The following is a 16,687-nucleotide window of genomic DNA, read 5'->3' as shown; positions in this document are numbered from 1 at the left end:
CGGTGTCGGTGGTGGAGAACATCGCGGCTAATCCGGCCAGTGTCTGACCACCGCCGGTGATGTGTGGGGGTGTGAAGGTAAAAGGCCGGTAGTCCGGGTGTGGTCGGTCGGGAAAGGGTAGTGCTTCTGGGGTTACCTCTGGCCCGGGTGTGCCGGTGATCAGTTGGATACGGGTCACCCCGTCAATGGTTTCTAGGGCACGGACCGTGGAATGCAATGCCTCGGCCAGCCATTGGGCTTGAGACTTGAAAACAGTGAGAACATCATCAGCAGATCCCGACGCCCCGACGAACACTTGGGCGTGTTGCCTGCCGAGATCCGCCAAACCAGGAGCCGAAGAATACGCCCCGATCCCCGGACCAAAGATAATCTGGTTGCTAGTTTCATGGATTTTTTGATGCTCTTCCTTCAATGATCGAATGATGCTAACCAGTTGTGCGACATCAAAGTGAACTGTCATTATCGGTCTCCTTTTCATCTTTCGTCGGCCATGATTTCAGCCAGGCGAATCCATCGGTGGCCTCGTAGGTTCTGTCGAAGTAGTCCAACGCCATAGAACAAGACTCTTCCCAGGTCCATGTTGTTGGACCTGACGCAACTAAACCCAACCTTCCCCTGGGGGTATGTACACCGATAAAGCACCTACTCCGATCTCGGGGAGAAAAAGTGTAGAAGTATGCGTTCGGAACTTTTGAGTCCAGAGCATCCCGGATGAAAAGACCCTGTTCTTGGATATAGTCTTTAGTGACATTGTCGGTATAGAACCCCAGCGCGACAACTGCTTCGGTCTCCTCAATTAAATTGAGGTCGCAGCTTATTCCTTTCCCCAACAATTCATCATCCAGACCATAAGTGAAACGTTCATAATCGGTGGTGAAACCGATCTTTTGTAGGACCTCCTCGGATAACTCTAGGCAGGGGTCGGGGAGATGTTTTCCGGCGTCGACTGGATCGAAGACGATGGGGCTGCCGTCGGCGTTGGCGGTTGCCGAAGAACGTTCTTCGGCAGGGGTTTGCTCGCTGGACTGTTCGATCGGTGTGCCAGTCGATGATCCGCTCTGTCCCGCAGCGGGCTGCGGGGGTGGCGACTGGCAGGCGGCCAGGATCATCGTGGCACTGACCATGAGTGCGGTAAGGAACGTGGTTCGGGACAAGGGAAACCTGACTTTCTCCAGAATCGGGCTACGAGCAGAACTCGCAGATTGCTTTCCAGATGGTCAGACCGCTTCGCACGTGAGGTGGTTCCCGTGGTGCCCAGTTTTCATGCGGTGGGGGTGATAGGCGGGAAAAAACAGGCTTGCGAGCATCCCCACAGAGCGGGGATCGGGCGCCGGTTCCACACACTTGTTCAGCACCCTCGGCTGGCGCGGTGTCGGTCGCGAACAACACCTGCGGACAATCCCCGGATACCGTCCCAGCGCAGCCTGCGATGTGTGTCCGTGAAGGTGAAAGTCCTGCAGCCTGCCGCCCGGAAGGTCGGGAAACAGCAATACTCCAGGGGCCTACCTCAGGTTCGGGTGTACCGGTATCCAACCCGAAATAGCTCAGTACCCAATGCCCACACCGCTGAATACAACAGAGTTGGCGGTCACCGAAGACAGATCCTCCGGCGGGAGCCCCCGGTAATCAATTGCTCCGCAGTTGAAGTGGAGGTAGCCGCGTTCCCAGGCCGCTCCTCATGCAACGTGATCCGGCGTGAAGCGAGACATACTCCAGGACCGAACAATACGACCGCGAGCTTCACTGTCCCGACCGTCGCTCAAGAAACTCCTCGTACGCGTACGGTTTTCCTGCTTGATTCTCCGACCGTGAAGTATCCGGTCCGGTTCCACAACCTCCCCGACGGGAGTAGTAGCGCACCCCTCGGTGAGGCGCCACTTGGGTCAGCGATCCAGGATCGCAACGACCAGCACGGTACTGGCGTCCATCATTGCGGGTATCTCTGTGATCTCTCCCGGAACCGCAGTTCCACCGGTGACTAGACCGTCACCCTGCGAAGCACCCCCCTGATTCTATTTCAATGCGCCACGATGTCACCCGCCGCTTGTTAAACTCGTGCGCACAACCTGTCAACCACGGGAGCGTGGCCCCAACCACGCTGAGAGGGCACCTGAATCACCGGGGGTGCCGACCGTTTCGAACCTGTCCGGATAATGCCGGCGTAGGGAGAGGAAATACAGTCATGCGCTCACGCACGCCCAGAGTAAACCCGAAAACCGCACCTCCAACCGAGGGGCAGGTCACCACAGGGCCGATTTACCGGAGCGAGAAGATCTACAACGAGGTCGACTTCCAGGGCACCACCCTGCGGGTTCCCGCCCGACGCATCAACCTGACCAACGGTGACCATTTCGACGTATACGACACCTCCGGTATTTACACCCACACCGATCCGGAGCTGAATCTGAAGGAAGGGCTGGCGAAGATCCGCGACTCGTGGCCGCACCCCGATGCAGTCCCTGCTTCTGATGAGCACCCGGAGCTGAAGGTGCGGACCCAGTTGGCGTGGGCCCGCGCCGGGATCGTCACCCCGGAGATGGCGTTCATCGCCCACCGCGAGGGCTTCGACCCCGAGACCGTTCGCGAGGAGGTCGCGGCAGGTCGCGCGGTGATCTGCGCGAACCACAACCACCCGGAGATCGAACCGATGATCATCGGCAAGAAGTTCGCGGTGAAAGTCAACGCCAACATGGGAAACTCCGCCGTGACCTCGTCCATCGCGGAAGAGGTGGAAAAGATGGTGTGGGCGACCCGCTGGGGCGCGGACACCATCATGGATCTGTCCACCGGGCGGGACATCCACGAGACCCGCGAGTGGATCTTGCGCAACTCCCCCGTGCCGGTCGGTACCGTCCCGATCTACGAGGCCCTAGAGAAGGTCAAGGGTGATCCCACGAAGCTGACGTGGGAGATCTACCGGGACACCGTGATCGAGCAGTGTGAGCAGGGCGTGGACTACATGACCGTTCACGCCGGTGTGCTGCTCCGCTACGTCCCGCTGGCCGCGAACCGGGTCACCGGCATCGTCAGCCGTGGTGGTTCGATCATGGCGGCCTGGTGCCTCAACCGGCACGAGGAATCCTTCCTGTACACGCACTTCGTGGAGCTGTGCGACATCCTCGCGAAATACGACGTCACCTTCTCCCTCGGCGACGGACTGCGCCCCGGGTCCATCGCTGACGCGAACGATGAGGCGCAGCTCGCCGAGCTGCGCACGCTGGGTGAGCTGACGAGGGTCGCTAAGGAACGTGGGTGCCAGGTGATGATCGAGGGGCCGGGACACGTCCCCATGCACAAGGTCGCGATCAATGTGGAGTGGGAGGAAGAGTGGTGTGAAGAAGCGCCTTTCTACACGCTCGGCCCCCTCGCCACGGACATCGCACCCGGTTACGATCACATCACCTCCGCGATCGGCGCCGCGATCATCGGGCAGGCAGGGACCGCCATGCTCTGCTACGTCACCCCGAAGGAACACCTCGGGCTGCCCAACCGGGATGACGTGAAGATCGGTGTGATCACCTACAAGATCGCCGCCCACGCAGCGGACTTGGGCAAGGGGCATCCGCGGGCGCAGGAACGTGACGACGCCCTGTCCACCGCGCGGTTCGAGTTCCGGTGGCACGACCAGTTCGCACTCGCCCTCGATCCGGACACCGCCCTCGATTTCCACGACGAGACACTGCCTGCGGAACCCGCGAAGACGGCGCACTTCTGTTCGATGTGCGGACCGAAGTTCTGCTCGATGCGCATCTCCCAGGATGTGCGCGAATACGCGAAGCAGCACGGACTGGACAGTGTAGAGGCGATCGAAGCCGGTATGCAGGAGAAGTCGAAGGAGTTCGCGGAATCCGGCGGGCGCGTCTATCTGCCGATCAGCGCGACGTAGAAAGCACGGGGCATAGACCACCTCTTCAGCTTCCCAACCCAAGATTCTCGAACAGATGGGGGTAACCCGTCCGGGTACTGTGGTGGAATAATTCAGGTAAACGACCAGAGCAATCGAGAAGGGAGCTGCCACCGTGGCCATCACCATCAGGAAGACCAACAATGCAGAACTCCAGAAGCGTCGACGAGAGTTGACCGACAGGCTCGAAGCTCGCATGACGTACCGGGATTACCGTGATCTGGCGCGATTGGGTCTGTTGTCCCCCGAGGACATGCAGGTCTATGAGGAGCTCCAGAGAACGGAGTTCCTCCTCGGCATGCCGCGTCGTGGATAGCACCGGGTTCTATACCTGGGCCGAGAGGTTCTTCCAAGAGCGCGAAGAGCTCCTCGTGCGGGTTCTACCCTTCACACCGAAAAGCGTGGTCGAGGTCAACGAGGATGAGTTGACGGCCAGCGCTGTTTTAGAGGTGGAACTCGCCTACAGCGGCCCGGCCCTCCCCGTGAACTCGGAATCGACCTGCCCCGGCAGCGATCTGTACAGTGCCAAGATCACCTACCAGGCCGGTCTAGACCGTTCTGCTACCTTTCCGGTCATCGAGAACTCCTCATTCCAGATCCGTGCAGCCAAATCTCCGGCGGTCAGATTCGAGTATGAGCGACACAAGACCTCAGTTCCTGCCGCTCATATCCATGTCCACGGGGTCGGTGGTCTGTTGAGCCCGGGGCTCATGCGGAACGGGAAGAAAGGGGTCCGCAACGGCGACTGGCAGTCCCTTCATCTCCCCGTGGGCGGCCACCGATTCCGACCGTCGATGGAGGATTTCCTCTATTTCACGATCAACGAATGCGGCTTCCGCGCAAAAGAAAATTGGGAGGCCACGTTGCTTTCCGCGCGCCGAGAGTGGCTCGACACCCAGTGCAGAGCCGCTGTCCGCGACTCCCCCGAAGTGGCTGTCGAGGCTCTGAAACAACTCGGCTACACGATCACACCGCCAGAGACACCGCAGGATCTCCCCCAACGACATGACGGCTGGTGAACGTCACCGGCGCCTGATGCTCCAGCGCCGGTAGCCCTCCCCGCAGAAGCCGAGAAGTCCGGCAACACAGATGATGAAGGGTAGCGCGGCCCACCTGCCGTCGGGCACTGCGAACAGGATGGCACCCAGTCCGATGACGCACAGCACGAGCACGAGGATCTGCGCGGTGAGTGCGCGGTCGGACATCGACTGGAGCTTGTTCACGGCGGTACCGGTCCTTTCTCGGTCTGTGAGGGCGCCCTCCACGTTAGAGGATTCCTCCCGGTGAATATGACGCAACCCGGTACCTCGGATGAGGTGCCGGGTTGTGTGGTGTCGTGGGCCGGTCAGGCGTCGCGGGTATTCACCAGCAGGACGGCGACGATCATGAGCCCGAACGCCCAGGCGGCGAAGTACCAGATACTACCGGTGACCCCCCAGGGGGCATCGACGGCCTGGTCGTTGACGAAGGCATTGAAGTTGTTGAACGGGGCGTACTTGTAGATCGTCTTGCCGATCTTCGGGATCAGCAGGTTGATCAGATTCTCCACCGCGAAGTACCAGAGGAAGAGGATCGAGATGGCACCGGCGGTCTGTCGGACAATCCAGGCGATGGCTTGGGCGAACACGACGAGCAACACCGCGGCGAGCGGATAGGACCACATGATCCGGCGGCTGATGTCCCCGCCCCAAATGTCGAGGGTCGCGGCGGAGGCGTCCGAGGCGACGAGTTTCGCGGCATACAAGGCCCCGATTACACCGATGAACGTCAGGACCGCGGCGATCACCATGTACAACACGAGTTTCGCGACGACGACCAGCGTCCGGTTCGGGCACGCCTGGAACGTTGAGTGGGTGACCGAGTGGCGGTACTCGCCGGTCACGACCATCACGGCCTGGATCATCAGGACGAGGAATCCGAAGGCCCCGACCCCGGAGACGAGGATCTGCGGCAGAAGGATCGCGTTCTCCTGCCCATCGAATTTTACGGCGCTGTAGACATAGAGCGCGGGTGTACCGACGCCGACGAGGAAGAAGATCGCGGTCGTCCACCAGAAGGCCTTGGTGGTGCGGAGTTTGATCCACTCCGCGGCAAGGATGTTGGGAAACATGTGTCAGTTCTCCTCGTTCAGCTTCTCGTCATTCGACACCGGCACGGCTCCCGGGATCTCCGGCTGACCGGGGGTTTCACCGGCGTGGTATTCCTGTGCGTGGCCGGTCATCTGGAGGAACGCCTCCTCGAGGGATGCCTTCCGCTCTGTGAGTTCGTTGACCATGATTCCGGTGGAGTAGGCCAGTCCTCCGACGAAGTCAGTGGTGACGTCATCGATGACCAGCAAGGGGCGCTTCTCTTCGTCGAGGTCTTCCCGGTAGGGAATGTTCTCTTCTTCGAGGACGTTGGTGAACTCCTTGTACTGGTCGGTACGCATGAGAACTGAGGTACGCGAGGACTCCTTGATGAAGTCGTAGGTGGAGGAGTCGGAAACGAGCTTTCCGCGCCCGATCACGATGAGGTGATCCGCGGTCAGTGCCATCTCGGACAGCATGTGGGAGCTGACCAGAACCGTACGGCCTTCTCTCGCGAGTGCCTTGAGGAGGTCACGCACCCAGCGGATGCCCTCCGGGTCCAGGCCGTTGATCGGTTCGTCGAGAAGCAGCACGCCCGGATCACCGAGCAGGGCGGTCGCGAGACCGAGCCGCTGCCCCATGCCCAGGGAGAAACCACCGGTCTTCTTGCCCGCGACATCCGACAATCCGACCAGTCCGAGAACCTCGTCGACGCGGTTCTTCGGGATCCCGTTCGACTTCGCGATCCATTTCAGGTGGTTCGCGGCACTACGGTTCGGGTGGGTCGCCTTGGCATCAAGAAGCGCCCCTACCTCCCGGAGTGGGTTCTTTAACTTGCGGTAGGGGACGCCGTTGATGGTGGCGGTACCCGCCGTAGGCTTGTCGAGCCCCAGGATCATCCGCATCGTCGTCGACTTGCCCGCACCATTCGGTCCGAGGAATCCCGTGACCACCCCGGGGTTGACCGAAAAGGTCAGATCATCGACGGCGCGGACCTGGCGGTACTTCTTGGTCAGGCCGGAAACTTCAATCATGTCCACCAGTCTGACACAGGAAACGGAAACCGGCGCGGACCACCCCGAGATGGCTGCAAGGTCACACCCCGAACCGACTATCCCGCGAAGTCACACTAACCCAGCTGTGCCCCGGTAATGGGGTGTGAAAAAGGGTGTATAGCAATCGGTCATTCACGTAGATCACATGGCGTCCGACCCTCTCCTTCGTAATGAGCCCTGCTTCTGCGAGATCACCCAACCACTTGGAAGCGGTCTGGCGCTTCGCCAATCCAGCGTCCACGACATTCTCGATGCGAAGATAAGGCTGGGTGCACAACAGCCGCGTTATCTCTGTTGCAGGCATCCTCGTATTCAACTGACGGATCTCTTCCTCCATGTTGCCTCGAAGATCACCCGTTGCATCAACGAGCTGCATAGTCCAGTGTGCGGTCAACTCCACTCCTACCATCATGAAGAGAACCCAGGGTTCCCAGTCATCGGAGCGGATCACCGCATTCAACCGTTCATAGTAGGTGTCCTTGTGCCGCATGATGTGACCGGACAGATAGAGGATCGGAAACTCCAGTAGTTCCGTCTCAATGAGGATGAGAAGGTTCAGGACACGCCCGGTACGTCCGTTTCCGTCGAAGAACGGATGGATCGCCTCAAACTGGTAGTGCGCGAGAGCCATCACGGTCAATGGGTCAAGTCCGTGATCCGCATGCAGGAACCGTTCCCACCGGCTGAGGTGCTCCCGGATCACTTTCTTTCCCTCGGGTGGAGTGTAGATACGCCTTTCACTCGCGGAACTGCCGTAGGTACCCGGTTGATCTCTGATCACAACCGAATGCCCGTGTATCCGGGATCAGATGTCAACCGCAGTTTGTACGGTAAGTGGTCTGGAATCGAGTGAAAGCACGCCTGCGTGGAGGGCCTCACGAGAACGCAGGGCCTCTTTGACCCGGGGTGTCATCTCTGACAGCGCACCGTGGGCCGCCTTGAAAAGCTCATCGTTTGTGGTCACGATGTTTTCGATTTCGTTTGATGCCTGTGCTTCGAGCAGGGGATCAAGTTGATGAGCATCGTCGGGTATGGAAGGCGTTTGCACGCGCCGTCAAGCCTGGCCGGTGCCCGACCTGCAGCCACGGTGGCCTTCAAGACTCCCGGCGTCTCAACCTGACACGAAGGCGGTTGCGCCGGCAGATCCTGGTAAGGCAGACCAGGTGTCGTCCACATGTACGAAGCGCACACATATCCCCGGACGTGTCGAAAAATCCCGGAATTTCGACACATCCCATCGACATGTTCACGTCATCGACACATCCCACCCCGCGGGTTCTCACCGCCGACCGGCGATCACCCGCTCACGGCGGGTCTGTTTATCCCGGCGCATCCCGCTCGGGCGTGGGGCCCGGATACCCGTCGGCGGTCAGCCACCACCGCCCGGGACTGAAGGCTCCGTCAGACGGGTGATTCGGTCGGAGAGGACGCCTGCGACCAGAACCGCTTCGGGATACGTCCCGCGCGCCGTGCCAGGTGGCCGGATTCGACGGCGAGTTTCATGGCCCGCGCCATCATCACCGGATCATCGGCGCGGGTGACGGCGGTGGCGAGGAGGACAGCGGAGCAGCCGAGTTCCATGGCGCGCGCCGCATCGGAGGCGGTGCCGATGCCCGCGTCACAGATCACGGGTACTCCGGCGACGGAGGTGATCATCTCCAGGTTGTGTTCGTTGCGGATCCCCAGTCCGGTGCCGATCGGTGCGGCCAGGGGCATCACCGCGGCGCACCCGGCTTCCTCCAGCTGGCGGCAGAGGATGGGGTCGTCGTTGGTGTAGGGCAGGACGACGAAGCCGTCGTCGACGAGTTGCTCGGCAGCGTCGAGAAGCTCCACGCCGTCGGGCAGGAGCGTCCGGTCGTCGGCGATGACCTCCAGCTTGATCCAGTTGGTGCCCAGGGCTTCCCGGGCGAGGCGGGCGGTGAGGACGGCTTCGGCGGCGGTCCTGCAGCCGGCGGTGTTAGGGAGGACCTCCACGCCGATGTCATCGAGCATCGCGAGGAGCCCGGTGTGTCCGCCGGCGTCGACGCGACGCATGGCGACAGTGGTCATTGCCGTGCCGGAGGCCACGAGCGCCTCGCGGAGGACCTGCTGATTGGCCGCCCCGCCGGTGCCCATGATCAGGCGTGAGGTGAGTGTCTTTCCTGCGATGACGAGTGGCTCCGACACGGCTACCCTCCCTGGACGGCGGTGAAGATGTCGATGTGCGCCGCATCCAGCTGTCCGACGGTCTCGTCCCAGCGCCCGGCGGGCACGACGAGCCCGTTGACGGCGACGGCGAAACCGCGGTCGGTCTCGGAGCGTTCGTGGACGAGCTGCCGGATGGTGGTCTCCGATCCGAGCTCGCGGGCCTGCCCGTTGACGGTGACTGTTCTCGGTCCGTGGCCGCCGGGGGTTCGTTCGGTGAGCTGACTCATGGGGTGCTCCTAGAGGGTGGGTCGGTCCGGTCGGGTGAGCCGGGTGATGTCGAGTGGTGTGTCGCGGACCTCGGCGAGGACGGCGTCGGCGGTGATGGCGGAGAGCAGAATCCCGTTGCGCCCGTGACCGCAGGCGGCGATGACACGGCCGTCACCGACGGGGCCGATGACCGGTACGTTGTCGGGACTGTAGGGCCGCAGTCCGGCGATGACCTCGTCGAAGACGTAGTCGTCTATTCCGGGGAACACGAGTGCCGCATCGTCGAGCAGCTGCCGGACTCCTCCCGCCGTGGGGGCGGTGTCGTGCCCGTGCTCGTATTCGGTGGCGCCGACGGCCACGCCCCACGCGCGGGGCACGAGGTACAGGGGCCGACCGTGGACGCGGGCGCGGATCGTGCGTTCCGGGGCGGGCTGTGATCCGGGTTGCCGACGCAGGCGCACGACCTCGCCCTTCACTTCACGGACGTCGAGCCCGAGTAGTTCGCGGGCACCGGCGCCCGCCGCGACGACGACACGCTCGCCGGGGATGGCCGTCAGATCGGTCACGGTCTGTTCCACGCGTCGGACGCCGAGCCGTTCGCAGGCCTCGGCCAGTCGGTGTAGGAGGACGCGGTTGTCGACGGCGTGTTCCTCCGGGCACACCGCCCCGGCGCGCAGTCCGCGGCGCAGCGCGGGTTCGAGCTGCCGTATCTCCCGTCGACTGATGCGGCGGAGGCGTCCCGGGTAGTGCGATTCCACGAATCCGAAGGCCCGCTCGATGTCGGTGGCGTCGGCGTCGTCCGCACCGGTGAGGATCGTGCCTGTTCCGGTGACGATGTCGTCCGCACCGCCGACCGCGAGGTCGGCGAGCAGTTGTTCCCAGGAGTCGAGGGACGCGACCCCGAGGTGGAGCATTGTCTCCTCCCCCGGCCAGGCTTCGGTGAGTCCGCCGAGCATGCCACCGGCGACCCATCCGGCCCCGTCGCGGGGGCTTGCCGCGGGGGCGTACAGGGTGACGTCGGCTCCGGCGTGGGCCAGTCGGAAGGCGCAGGCCAGGCCGATGACAGATCCGCCGATGATGCTCACGGGAGTGCCGTCGATGGAGGTCATCTCCCAGCCACCACCGCTCTGAGTGCACGGGTCGCGGCTGCGGGGTCGTCGGCGTCGGCGATGGCGCGGACCACGACGAGCCGGCGGGCACCGGCTGCGGCTACGTCGGCTGCGTTTCCGGGGTCGATGCCACCGATCGCGAACCAGGGTTTGGTTGTCCCGGTGGACGCCGCGTACCGAACGAGATCGAGACCGGTGGCGGCGCGTCCGGGTTTGGTGGGGGTCGCCCACACCGGCCCGGTGCAGAAGTAGTCGACCTCGGGTTCCTCGATGGCGGCGTCGACGTGCTCGGGGTTGTGGCAGGACCGGCCGATGATCACCTGCGGGCCCACGATGTCTCTGGCCACGGCTACGGGGAGATCCCGCTGGCCGAGATGGAGGACGTCCGCGCCGGCGGCGCGGGCGATGTCGGCCCGGTCGTTGACCGCGAGCAGGGTGCCGTGCCGGTCGCAGACCTCGCGGAGCGCGGCGAGGAGGTCCACTTCCTCTGCTGCCTCGATCCGGGGATTCTTCTGCCGGAGCTGGATGATGTCGACTCCGGCGGCGCACGCGGCTTCGGCAAGATCAAGGAGTCCGGAGGTTCCGTCGGCCCGGAATCGGGCGTCGGTCACGAGATAGAGATGTGCGTTGTCGATGGTGGTCACCGGTTGTCTCCCAGGAGTCGGTCGAGTTCGCCACGCAGCCGTGGCCAGGCGGCCGCGAAGGCGGGCATCAGGTTCAGTTCGGTGACCTCATCGACGGGGACCCACCGGAGTTCCAGAGATTCGCGGTTGGCCTGCGTCGGCAGGGGCTGGCCGACCCTGCCGATGACGGTGGTGTAAGTCCAACCACCGGCGAGTTCCGGGCGTTCCGGATCGGCGCTGTGGGGTCCCGCGGTGGTCAGCTCTCTGAGGACCTCCACGCGGTCGGTGTCGATGGCGCACTCCTCCTCGGTTTCCCGCAGTGCCGCTTCCGCCGCGGATTCGTGCGAGTCGCGTGCCCCTCCGGGGAGTGCCCAGGTGCCACCGTCCGCGGTCCATTCGGCACGGTGCTGCATGAGGATGCGGAGGGGGCCGGCCCCCTTTCCGCCGGGGGTGTCGGAACCGTCCGCGATGAGGAGGAGCCCGGCTGCGCCGTGAACTCCCCAGCACCGCGTGCCCCGGGGACCCGCGGACCAACCATTTCCGTCACCTTTCATAGCCCCCAACATTAGTCCCGCAGCCACCTCCGGGGGTGGCTGGTGGAGCGCTTCAGCACAGCAAGAGTGAAACCCGCGGAGGTCAGTTATCCTTGTGAAATGACCGGCGTACCTCAGTCCACCGTGATCCCGGAGGACACCCAGGACCACTGGTTGGACCGGGTCAGCGGAATGGACCGGCGGCGCCGCCGGCACCCACTGTTTGCCTTTGCCCAGGACACCTTCGGACAGCCCTTCCACTGGCTGCGCAAGGCGTTCGGTTTCCTGCGAACATCACCGGGGAAAATGACCGCGATGACGTTGATCATCACGGTCTCCATCTTCGCCGCCGGGTTCTCCATGTCCCAGTCGTCGGCGGCCCGGAATGATGCCCTCGGGACGTTGATCACCACCACGGAGCCGACGTCCTACGCTGCGCATAATCTCTATACCTCGCTGTCGGTGGCGGACACCGCGGCGACCACTGGTTTCGCGCAGGCGGGTGTCGAGTCCCCGCAGACCCGGCAAACCTACAACGACTCGGTCCGTCGGGCGAGCATCGCAGCGTCCAAGGCGGCCGCGGGAGTCGCCGACCTGGACAGCAGATCGGGTCAGCTGATCTCCCAGATTCAGCGGCAGTTACCGGTCTACACGGGGTTGGTGGAGACCGCGCGGACGAACAACCGGGCAGGTAATCCGGTGGGTGCCGCGTACCTCGCGGAGGCCTCGGCGCTCATGCGCACCGAGATTCTCCCCGCTGCCGCGGAACTGTTCGAACAGACGTCGGAGGAGGTGCGCCAGCAGCAGTCCCAGCTCACTCAACCGCAGTGGATACCGCTGTCGGGGCTGGCCGCGGCAATCCTGCTCCTGTTGCTCGGGCAGCGATGGCTGGCGGTCCGGACACGGCGTTGGTTGAATAAGGGCTTCGTCACCGCGACCGCCCTGATGACCGTCGCCCTGCTGTGGGTCGGCGGCGCGAACCTCGTTACTTGGAACGCCGGAACGAAGGGTTTCGAGGAGGCGTCACAGCCGCTCGAGTCGCTGACCAACGCGCGGATCGCGGCCCAGAAAGCCCGGACTGAGGAGACCCTGGCGCTCGTTCGGCGGCAGAGTTCCAGCGGCAAGGCCAGTTTTCTCACCGCGACCCGGGCCATCGATCAGGCGCTGGAGGCTTACCAGAGTTCGGTGTTAAGCGAGTCGGACGTCAACTCCGCGAGCGCCCAGGTCGCCCGGCAGTCGCTCGCCTACTGGCGCAGCGCCCACGCGACGCTCACCGAAGATCAGGCGGTCGGAGACTACCCCGCGGCACTGGAGACCGCCCTCGGCGTTCGGGGGGTGGAGCGGTCCCCGGGTGACGGGACCGCGGCGAGTGCCTTCGATTCACTCGATTCCGCGTTGTCCTCCCTCATCGACGATGCGCGGGCCTCCCTGCGCAGCTACATCGCCGACGGATTGAACGCGACGACCCGGGTGTCTTCCATGGTGCGTCTGCTCAGCCTGTTGGCGATGGTCGCCACGGTGGCGGGTATCCGACCTCGACTCCAGGAGTACCTCTGATGCGCTACCGCCACCGGCTCGCTACCGCCGTGCTCGTCGCCGCGGCAGTCACCGTCGCCTCGTGCGCGCGCCCGGATCACGATGAGTCCCAGCCTGCATGGGTTTCCACGACCGGTTCCTCTCTTCCGCTGCCACCCGGCGCCGTGGTGGAGAAGGCGGGGAGCAACCCCGGTAAACCCATCCTTGTCGACGGGCTGTTGGGATCCCGTCGGCCCGGAAATGAGAACGTCGAGGACCGGGTTCCGGCGATCCTCGCCCGGGGTCGGTTGATCGTGGGTGTCGACCAGTCGCAGAACCTCTTGAGTTTCCGCGATTCGACGACCGGGGAGCTGGAGGGTTTCGAGGTCGATCTCGCCAGGGAGATCGCCCGGGATATCTTCGGCGATCCGTCGAAGGTGGACTTCCGCTTCGTCGATTCCGCCGACCGGGTTCTGGCGCTCGAGGCTGGCACGGTCGACATCGTGGTGCGCTCCCTGACGATTACCCGCAGCAGGCAGGACCAGATCGCGTTCTCCACCCCGTACTTCACCGCCCGGACCCGGATCCTCGCGATGGAGTCGTCGAACATCTCGTCACTGGCCGATCTGGAGGGCCGCACCGTATGCGTCACCAACGGGTCGACGGCCGCCGAACGCGCGCGCTCCCTCGCCCCGGAGGCCGATCTACTCCTTGTGCGGAACTGGGCCGACTGCCTCGTCGCGGTTCAGCAGTACCAGGCTGATGCGGTGATCTCGGACGACGCGATCCTCTCCGGTATCGCCGAACAGGACCCCTACACCCGCCTGGTCGGCCCGGCGCTCGGTGAAGCGCACTACGGTGTGGGCATCGCCTCCCCCGGGTACCGGCACGACACGGACGGCCTGATCCGACAGGTCAACGCCACCATCGAGCGGGTCCGTCAGGATGGTACCTGGTGGATGTTGTACAACCGGTGGCTCGGCCCGTACCAGTCCACCGCCGGACCGCCACCGCTCGACTACCGACCTGAGCCCGAGCGGGACATGCAGCAGAAGGACGAGGGATAGCGATGGCCGAGTACGAGATGGGCACCGACGCCGTCCCCTACAACCCGTTCGAGGACGACGACTACGAGGACGACGACACGATCCACGCGCTCCTCGACGATCTCGGGAGCATGCGTGACGATGCCGCCACCATGACGGCGACCGCCCCCGCAGCCGCCACCGGCACTGCTCCCGCCCCCGGTCCGTCCGACACCGCGGAGGCCGTGACTCCCGTCGAGGACGCCGGGACCCGGTCCCGGCAGCAGGCTCTGTCGACGTTCCGGGAGCGGCGTTCCTCAGCACGCAAGGGCCGGTTCGTCGCCGACGGGATGGTGCAGCTTCCGTTCATCCGTCTCCGCGACCCCATGGAGGCAATCACCGATCCGGCGGAGGACATCGCCAAGGGCGTCGAACCACCCTCCCTGTCCCCCGGGGACATGGTCGCCGGACAATATGAGGTCGCGGGCGTGCTCGCTCACGGCGGGATGGGCTGGGTTTACCTCGCGCAGGACCTCAACGTCTCCGGCCGGTGGGTCGTGTTGAAGGGTATGATCTCCGATCCGAACAACCGGCACCGGTCCGTCGCCGAGGCCGAGCGCGAATTCCTCGCCGACATCACGCACCCCGGGATCGTCAAGATCTTCAACTTCATCGACGACCCCCGCAGCGATGCCAGTTTCATCGTCATGGAGTACGTGGGCGGCCCCTCCCTCCGGGACCGCCGACGGAAGCAACAGGATGGTGTCTTCGACGTCGCGCTCGCCATCGGATACATCCTCGAGATCCTGCCCGCTCTCGACTACTTGCACTCCCGCGGTGTCGTCTACAACGACCTCAAGCCCGACAACATCATCGTCACGGAGGACCAGGTCAAACTCATCGACCTCGGCGCGGTCAGCGGCATCGGTGCCTTCGGGTACATCTACGGCACCCGAGGCTTCCAGGCCCCCGAGGTCCCGACCCAGGGCCCGAGTGTGGCCAGCGACATTTACACCATCGGTCGCACCCTCGCAGCCATGACCTGCAACCTCCCGATCGTGGACGACGCATACGCCCCGGGTATCCCCTCTCCCGCCGGGGAACCGGTGCTCCGCCGACACCTGTCGTTCTACCGCCTGCTTCTCCGCGCCACCCATGAGGATCCGGCCCGCCGGTTCCGTGATGTCACCGAGCTGTCCACCCAGCTCTACGGGGTGTTGCGGGAGATTCTCGCGATCCGTGACGGAAAACAGTTCCCCGCGCAGCATTCCCTGTTCTCCCCGCAACGTACGACCTTCGGCACCAAGCACCAGGTTTTCCGCACCGACCAGCTCATCGACGGTATCGAACGGGAGGTGCGGATCACCGCTCCCGAGGTGGTCGCGGCGCTTCCGGTCCCCCTCATCGACCGCAGCGACATCGGCGCGGGACTGCTCTCCGGGTCGTCGTACGCGGAGCCGCTCGAGGCCCTGGAGACCATGCGACAGGCGATGCAGACCGAGGAGTACTCCGCATCCGCGGAGATCCCCCTCGGAGTTGTCCGCGCACTGCTGGATCTCGGGTTCACCCTCGAGGCGAAACAGTGGCTCGATTCCCTGTCGGAGCGTCTCGGTCTCGACTGGCGGCACCAGTGGTACTCGGGGGTCACCGACCTGCTTCTGGACGACTACATGGCCGCACAGGACCACTTCAACAACGTGCTCAACATCGTCCCCGGTGAGGCGGCACCGAAGCTTGCTCTCGCCGCGGTCGACGAGATGCTTCTCCAGCAGCTCGGGTACACCCACCGCCCGCTGCTCGACCAGGATGCCATCCACACCGCGGCACACTCCCCTGGAACCGACGCGGCCCTCCACATGGATGTGCTGTCCACCCTCGGGGATAGTTGGTCCCACCTGACCGCTGATCCTGTTGCCCTCCGGTTCCACTCGATGCGTCTCTACGCACTGGTGTGGGCGACGAACCCCACGACGGTGTCCTCCGCGTTCGGCATGGCCCGCCAGCTCATGGCGGAAAAACAGGTGGAACTCGCGGTGAGCGCCCTCGACCGGGTGCCGCAGGCGTCCCGGCACCAGCGAATGGCAAAACTGACGACGATCCTGCTGCTGGTCTCCGGGGATCCGGCGACGCTCACCGAATCGAGGATCCGACGCGCGGCCCGCCGGTTGGAGGAGATCCCCACCAACGAGCCCCGCCTCCTGCAGATCAAGATCGGTGTGATCAGCGCGGGACTGAACTGGCTGCGGGCCACCGGCCTGCGCTGTTCAGCCAGCCCCAACGCCCTGTTCGGTTTCCCGTTCTCCCAGCGGGGTCTGCGCGCGGCGCTCGCCGACACCCTGCGCAGTCAGGCACGGATGGCGCCGTTCGCCAGGCACCGGTACGCCCTCGTCGACATGGCGAATGCGGTGCGCCCCCCGACGTGGTTCTGACCACAACACGTGTCGGCAGGTGTGCCCGCAGTCC

At 64.1% G+C, this 16,687-nt stretch carries 17 protein-coding genes and 1 pseudogene; 6 read left to right on the top strand and 12 right to left on the bottom strand.

Features of this window, described 5'->3' with window-relative positions:
- Window positions 1–460, bottom strand: a pseudogene (locus JDV76_RS10315) (hypothetical protein); the annotation flags it as partial.
- Window positions 444–1,109 (bottom strand): DUF3558 domain-containing protein, encoded by a 666-nt coding sequence (locus tag JDV76_RS10310; protein WP_232959236.1) that lies wholly within the window; start codon window positions 1,107–1,109, stop codon window positions 444–446. The pseudogene JDV76_RS10315 and the gene JDV76_RS10310, both read right to left, overlap by 17 nt.
- A gap of 1,073 nt (window positions 1,110–2,182) precedes the next feature.
- Between JDV76_RS10310 and thiC the strand changes: the two genes are divergently transcribed.
- The 3 genes from thiC (at window position 2,183) to JDV76_RS10295 (ending at window position 4,923) form a co-directional block, all read left to right on the top strand.
- The gene (gene thiC / locus JDV76_RS10305) at window positions 2,183–3,886 is read left to right on the top strand and encodes a phosphomethylpyrimidine synthase ThiC (RefSeq protein ID WP_198736803.1); all 1,704 of its coding nucleotides are present in this window, start codon (window positions 2,183–2,185) and stop codon (window positions 3,884–3,886) included.
- A 133-nt stretch (window positions 3,887–4,019) separates the two neighbouring features.
- Window positions 4,020–4,220 carry a hypothetical protein gene (locus JDV76_RS10300; RefSeq protein ID WP_198736802.1) on the top strand — a complete coding sequence of 67 codons (201 nt, stop codon included), beginning with the start codon at window positions 4,020–4,022 and terminating at the stop codon, window positions 4,218–4,220.
- An 85-nt stretch (window positions 4,221–4,305) separates the two neighbouring features.
- Window positions 4,306–4,923, top strand: coding sequence for a hypothetical protein (locus tag JDV76_RS10295; protein WP_198736801.1), 618 nt, complete (start codon window positions 4,306–4,308; stop codon window positions 4,921–4,923).
- A gap of 3 nt (window positions 4,924–4,926) precedes the next feature.
- Here JDV76_RS10295 and JDV76_RS10290 read toward each other — a convergent pair whose 3' ends face one another.
- From JDV76_RS10290 to JDV76_RS10250, 10 genes are all read right to left on the bottom strand, one after another.
- Window positions 4,927–5,127, bottom strand: coding sequence for a hypothetical protein (locus JDV76_RS10290; RefSeq protein ID WP_198736800.1), 201 nt, complete (start codon window positions 5,125–5,127; stop codon window positions 4,927–4,929).
- A gap of 122 nt (window positions 5,128–5,249) precedes the next feature.
- Entirely contained in the window at window positions 5,250–6,014 is a 765-nt protein-coding gene (locus JDV76_RS10285) for a multidrug ABC transporter permease (RefSeq protein ID WP_198736799.1), read from the bottom strand.
- A gap of 3 nt (window positions 6,015–6,017) precedes the next feature.
- Window positions 6,018–7,004, bottom strand: a complete 987-nt coding sequence (locus tag JDV76_RS10280) for an ABC transporter ATP-binding protein (protein WP_198736798.1) — start codon at window positions 7,002–7,004, stop codon at window positions 6,018–6,020.
- Between the two features lie 61 nt (window positions 7,005–7,065).
- Window positions 7,066–7,806, bottom strand: coding sequence for a Fic family protein (locus JDV76_RS12685; protein ID WP_248140952.1), 741 nt, complete (start codon window positions 7,804–7,806; stop codon window positions 7,066–7,068).
- Between the two features lie 24 nt (window positions 7,807–7,830).
- On the bottom strand, window positions 7,831–7,989 hold the full coding sequence (locus JDV76_RS12680) for a hypothetical protein (protein ID WP_248140958.1): 159 nt from the start codon (window positions 7,987–7,989) through the stop codon (window positions 7,831–7,833).
- A 437-nt stretch (window positions 7,990–8,426) separates the two neighbouring features.
- Window positions 8,427–9,191 (bottom strand): thiazole synthase, encoded by a 765-nt coding sequence (gene thiG / locus JDV76_RS10270; RefSeq protein WP_198736797.1) that lies wholly within the window; start codon window positions 9,189–9,191, stop codon window positions 8,427–8,429.
- A gap of 2 nt (window positions 9,192–9,193) precedes the next feature.
- Window positions 9,194–9,439, bottom strand: coding sequence for a sulfur carrier protein ThiS (thiS, locus tag JDV76_RS10265; protein ID WP_198736796.1), 246 nt, complete (start codon window positions 9,437–9,439; stop codon window positions 9,194–9,196).
- Window positions 9,440–9,448: 9 nt separating this feature from the next.
- Window positions 9,449–10,528 carry a glycine oxidase ThiO gene (gene thiO, locus JDV76_RS10260; RefSeq protein WP_198736795.1) on the bottom strand — a complete coding sequence of 360 codons (1,080 nt, stop codon included), beginning with the start codon at window positions 10,526–10,528 and terminating at the stop codon, window positions 9,449–9,451.
- Entirely contained in the window at window positions 10,525–11,172 is a 648-nt protein-coding gene (gene thiE / locus JDV76_RS10255; protein WP_248140942.1) for a thiamine phosphate synthase, read from the bottom strand. Before thiE ends, thiO begins: the two co-directional genes overlap by 4 nt.
- Entirely contained in the window at window positions 11,169–11,705 is a 537-nt protein-coding gene (locus JDV76_RS10250) for an NUDIX hydrolase (protein WP_198736794.1), read from the bottom strand. Before JDV76_RS10250 ends, thiE begins: the two co-directional genes overlap by 4 nt.
- Before the next feature lie 99 nt (window positions 11,706–11,804).
- Here JDV76_RS10250 and JDV76_RS10245 point away from each other — a divergent pair, with 99 nt between their 5' ends.
- Genes JDV76_RS10245 through JDV76_RS10235 form a run of 3 tightly spaced genes read left to right on the top strand, consistent with a single transcriptional unit; the run spans window position 11,805 to window position 16,653 of the window.
- Complete coding sequence (locus tag JDV76_RS10245) at window positions 11,805–13,241, top strand: hypothetical protein (protein ID WP_198736793.1); 1,437 nt, start codon at window positions 11,805–11,807, stop codon at window positions 13,239–13,241.
- On the top strand, window positions 13,241–14,266 hold the full coding sequence (locus JDV76_RS10240; RefSeq protein WP_198736792.1) for a glutamate ABC transporter substrate-binding protein: 1,026 nt from the start codon (window positions 13,241–13,243) through the stop codon (window positions 14,264–14,266). The genes JDV76_RS10245 and JDV76_RS10240 overlap by 1 nt, the downstream gene beginning before the upstream one ends.
- 2 nt (window positions 14,267–14,268) lie before the next feature.
- Window positions 14,269–16,653, top strand: coding sequence for a serine/threonine protein kinase (locus JDV76_RS10235; RefSeq protein ID WP_198736791.1), 2,385 nt, complete (start codon window positions 14,269–14,271; stop codon window positions 16,651–16,653).
- Window positions 16,654–16,687: the final 34 nt, after the last annotated feature.

This window comes from Corynebacterium marambiense (genome assembly GCF_016342275.1).
GTDB classification, from domain to species: Bacteria; Actinomycetota; Actinomycetes; order Mycobacteriales; family Mycobacteriaceae; genus Corynebacterium; species Corynebacterium marambiense.
The sequence above is the reverse complement of the archived record's forward strand: the minus strand, read 5'-3'. Positions and strand labels throughout refer to the sequence as shown.

Bases quoted from the DNA above. Each gene is read 5' to 3' on its own strand.
- JDV76_RS10250 (WP_198736794.1), bottom strand. From the start codon at position 11,705: ATGAAAGGTGACGGAAATGGTTGGTCCGCGGGTCCCCGGGGCACGCGG.
- thiO (WP_198736795.1), bottom strand. From the start codon at position 10,528: ATGACCTCCATCGACGGCACTCCCGTGAGCATCATCGGCGGATCTGTC.
- thiC (WP_198736803.1), top strand. From the start codon at position 2,183: ATGCGCTCACGCACGCCCAGAGTAAACCCGAAAACCGCACCTCCAACC.
- JDV76_RS10245 (WP_198736793.1), top strand. From the start codon at position 11,805: ATGACCGGCGTACCTCAGTCCACCGTGATCCCGGAGGACACCCAGGAC.
- thiS (WP_198736796.1), bottom strand. From the start codon at position 9,439: ATGAGTCAGCTCACCGAACGAACCCCCGGCGGCCACGGACCGAGAACA.
- JDV76_RS10310 (WP_232959236.1), bottom strand. From the start codon at position 1,109: ATGATCCTGGCCGCCTGCCAGTCGCCACCCCCGCAGCCCGCTGCGGGA.
- JDV76_RS10280 (WP_198736798.1), bottom strand. From the start codon at position 7,004: ATGATTGAAGTTTCCGGCCTGACCAAGAAGTACCGCCAGGTCCGCGCC.
- JDV76_RS10240 (WP_198736792.1), top strand. From the start codon at position 13,241: ATGCGCTACCGCCACCGGCTCGCTACCGCCGTGCTCGTCGCCGCGGCA.
- JDV76_RS10285 (WP_198736799.1), bottom strand. From the start codon at position 6,014: ATGTTTCCCAACATCCTTGCCGCGGAGTGGATCAAACTCCGCACCACC.
- JDV76_RS10235 (WP_198736791.1), top strand. From the start codon at position 14,269: ATGGCCGAGTACGAGATGGGCACCGACGCCGTCCCCTACAACCCGTTC.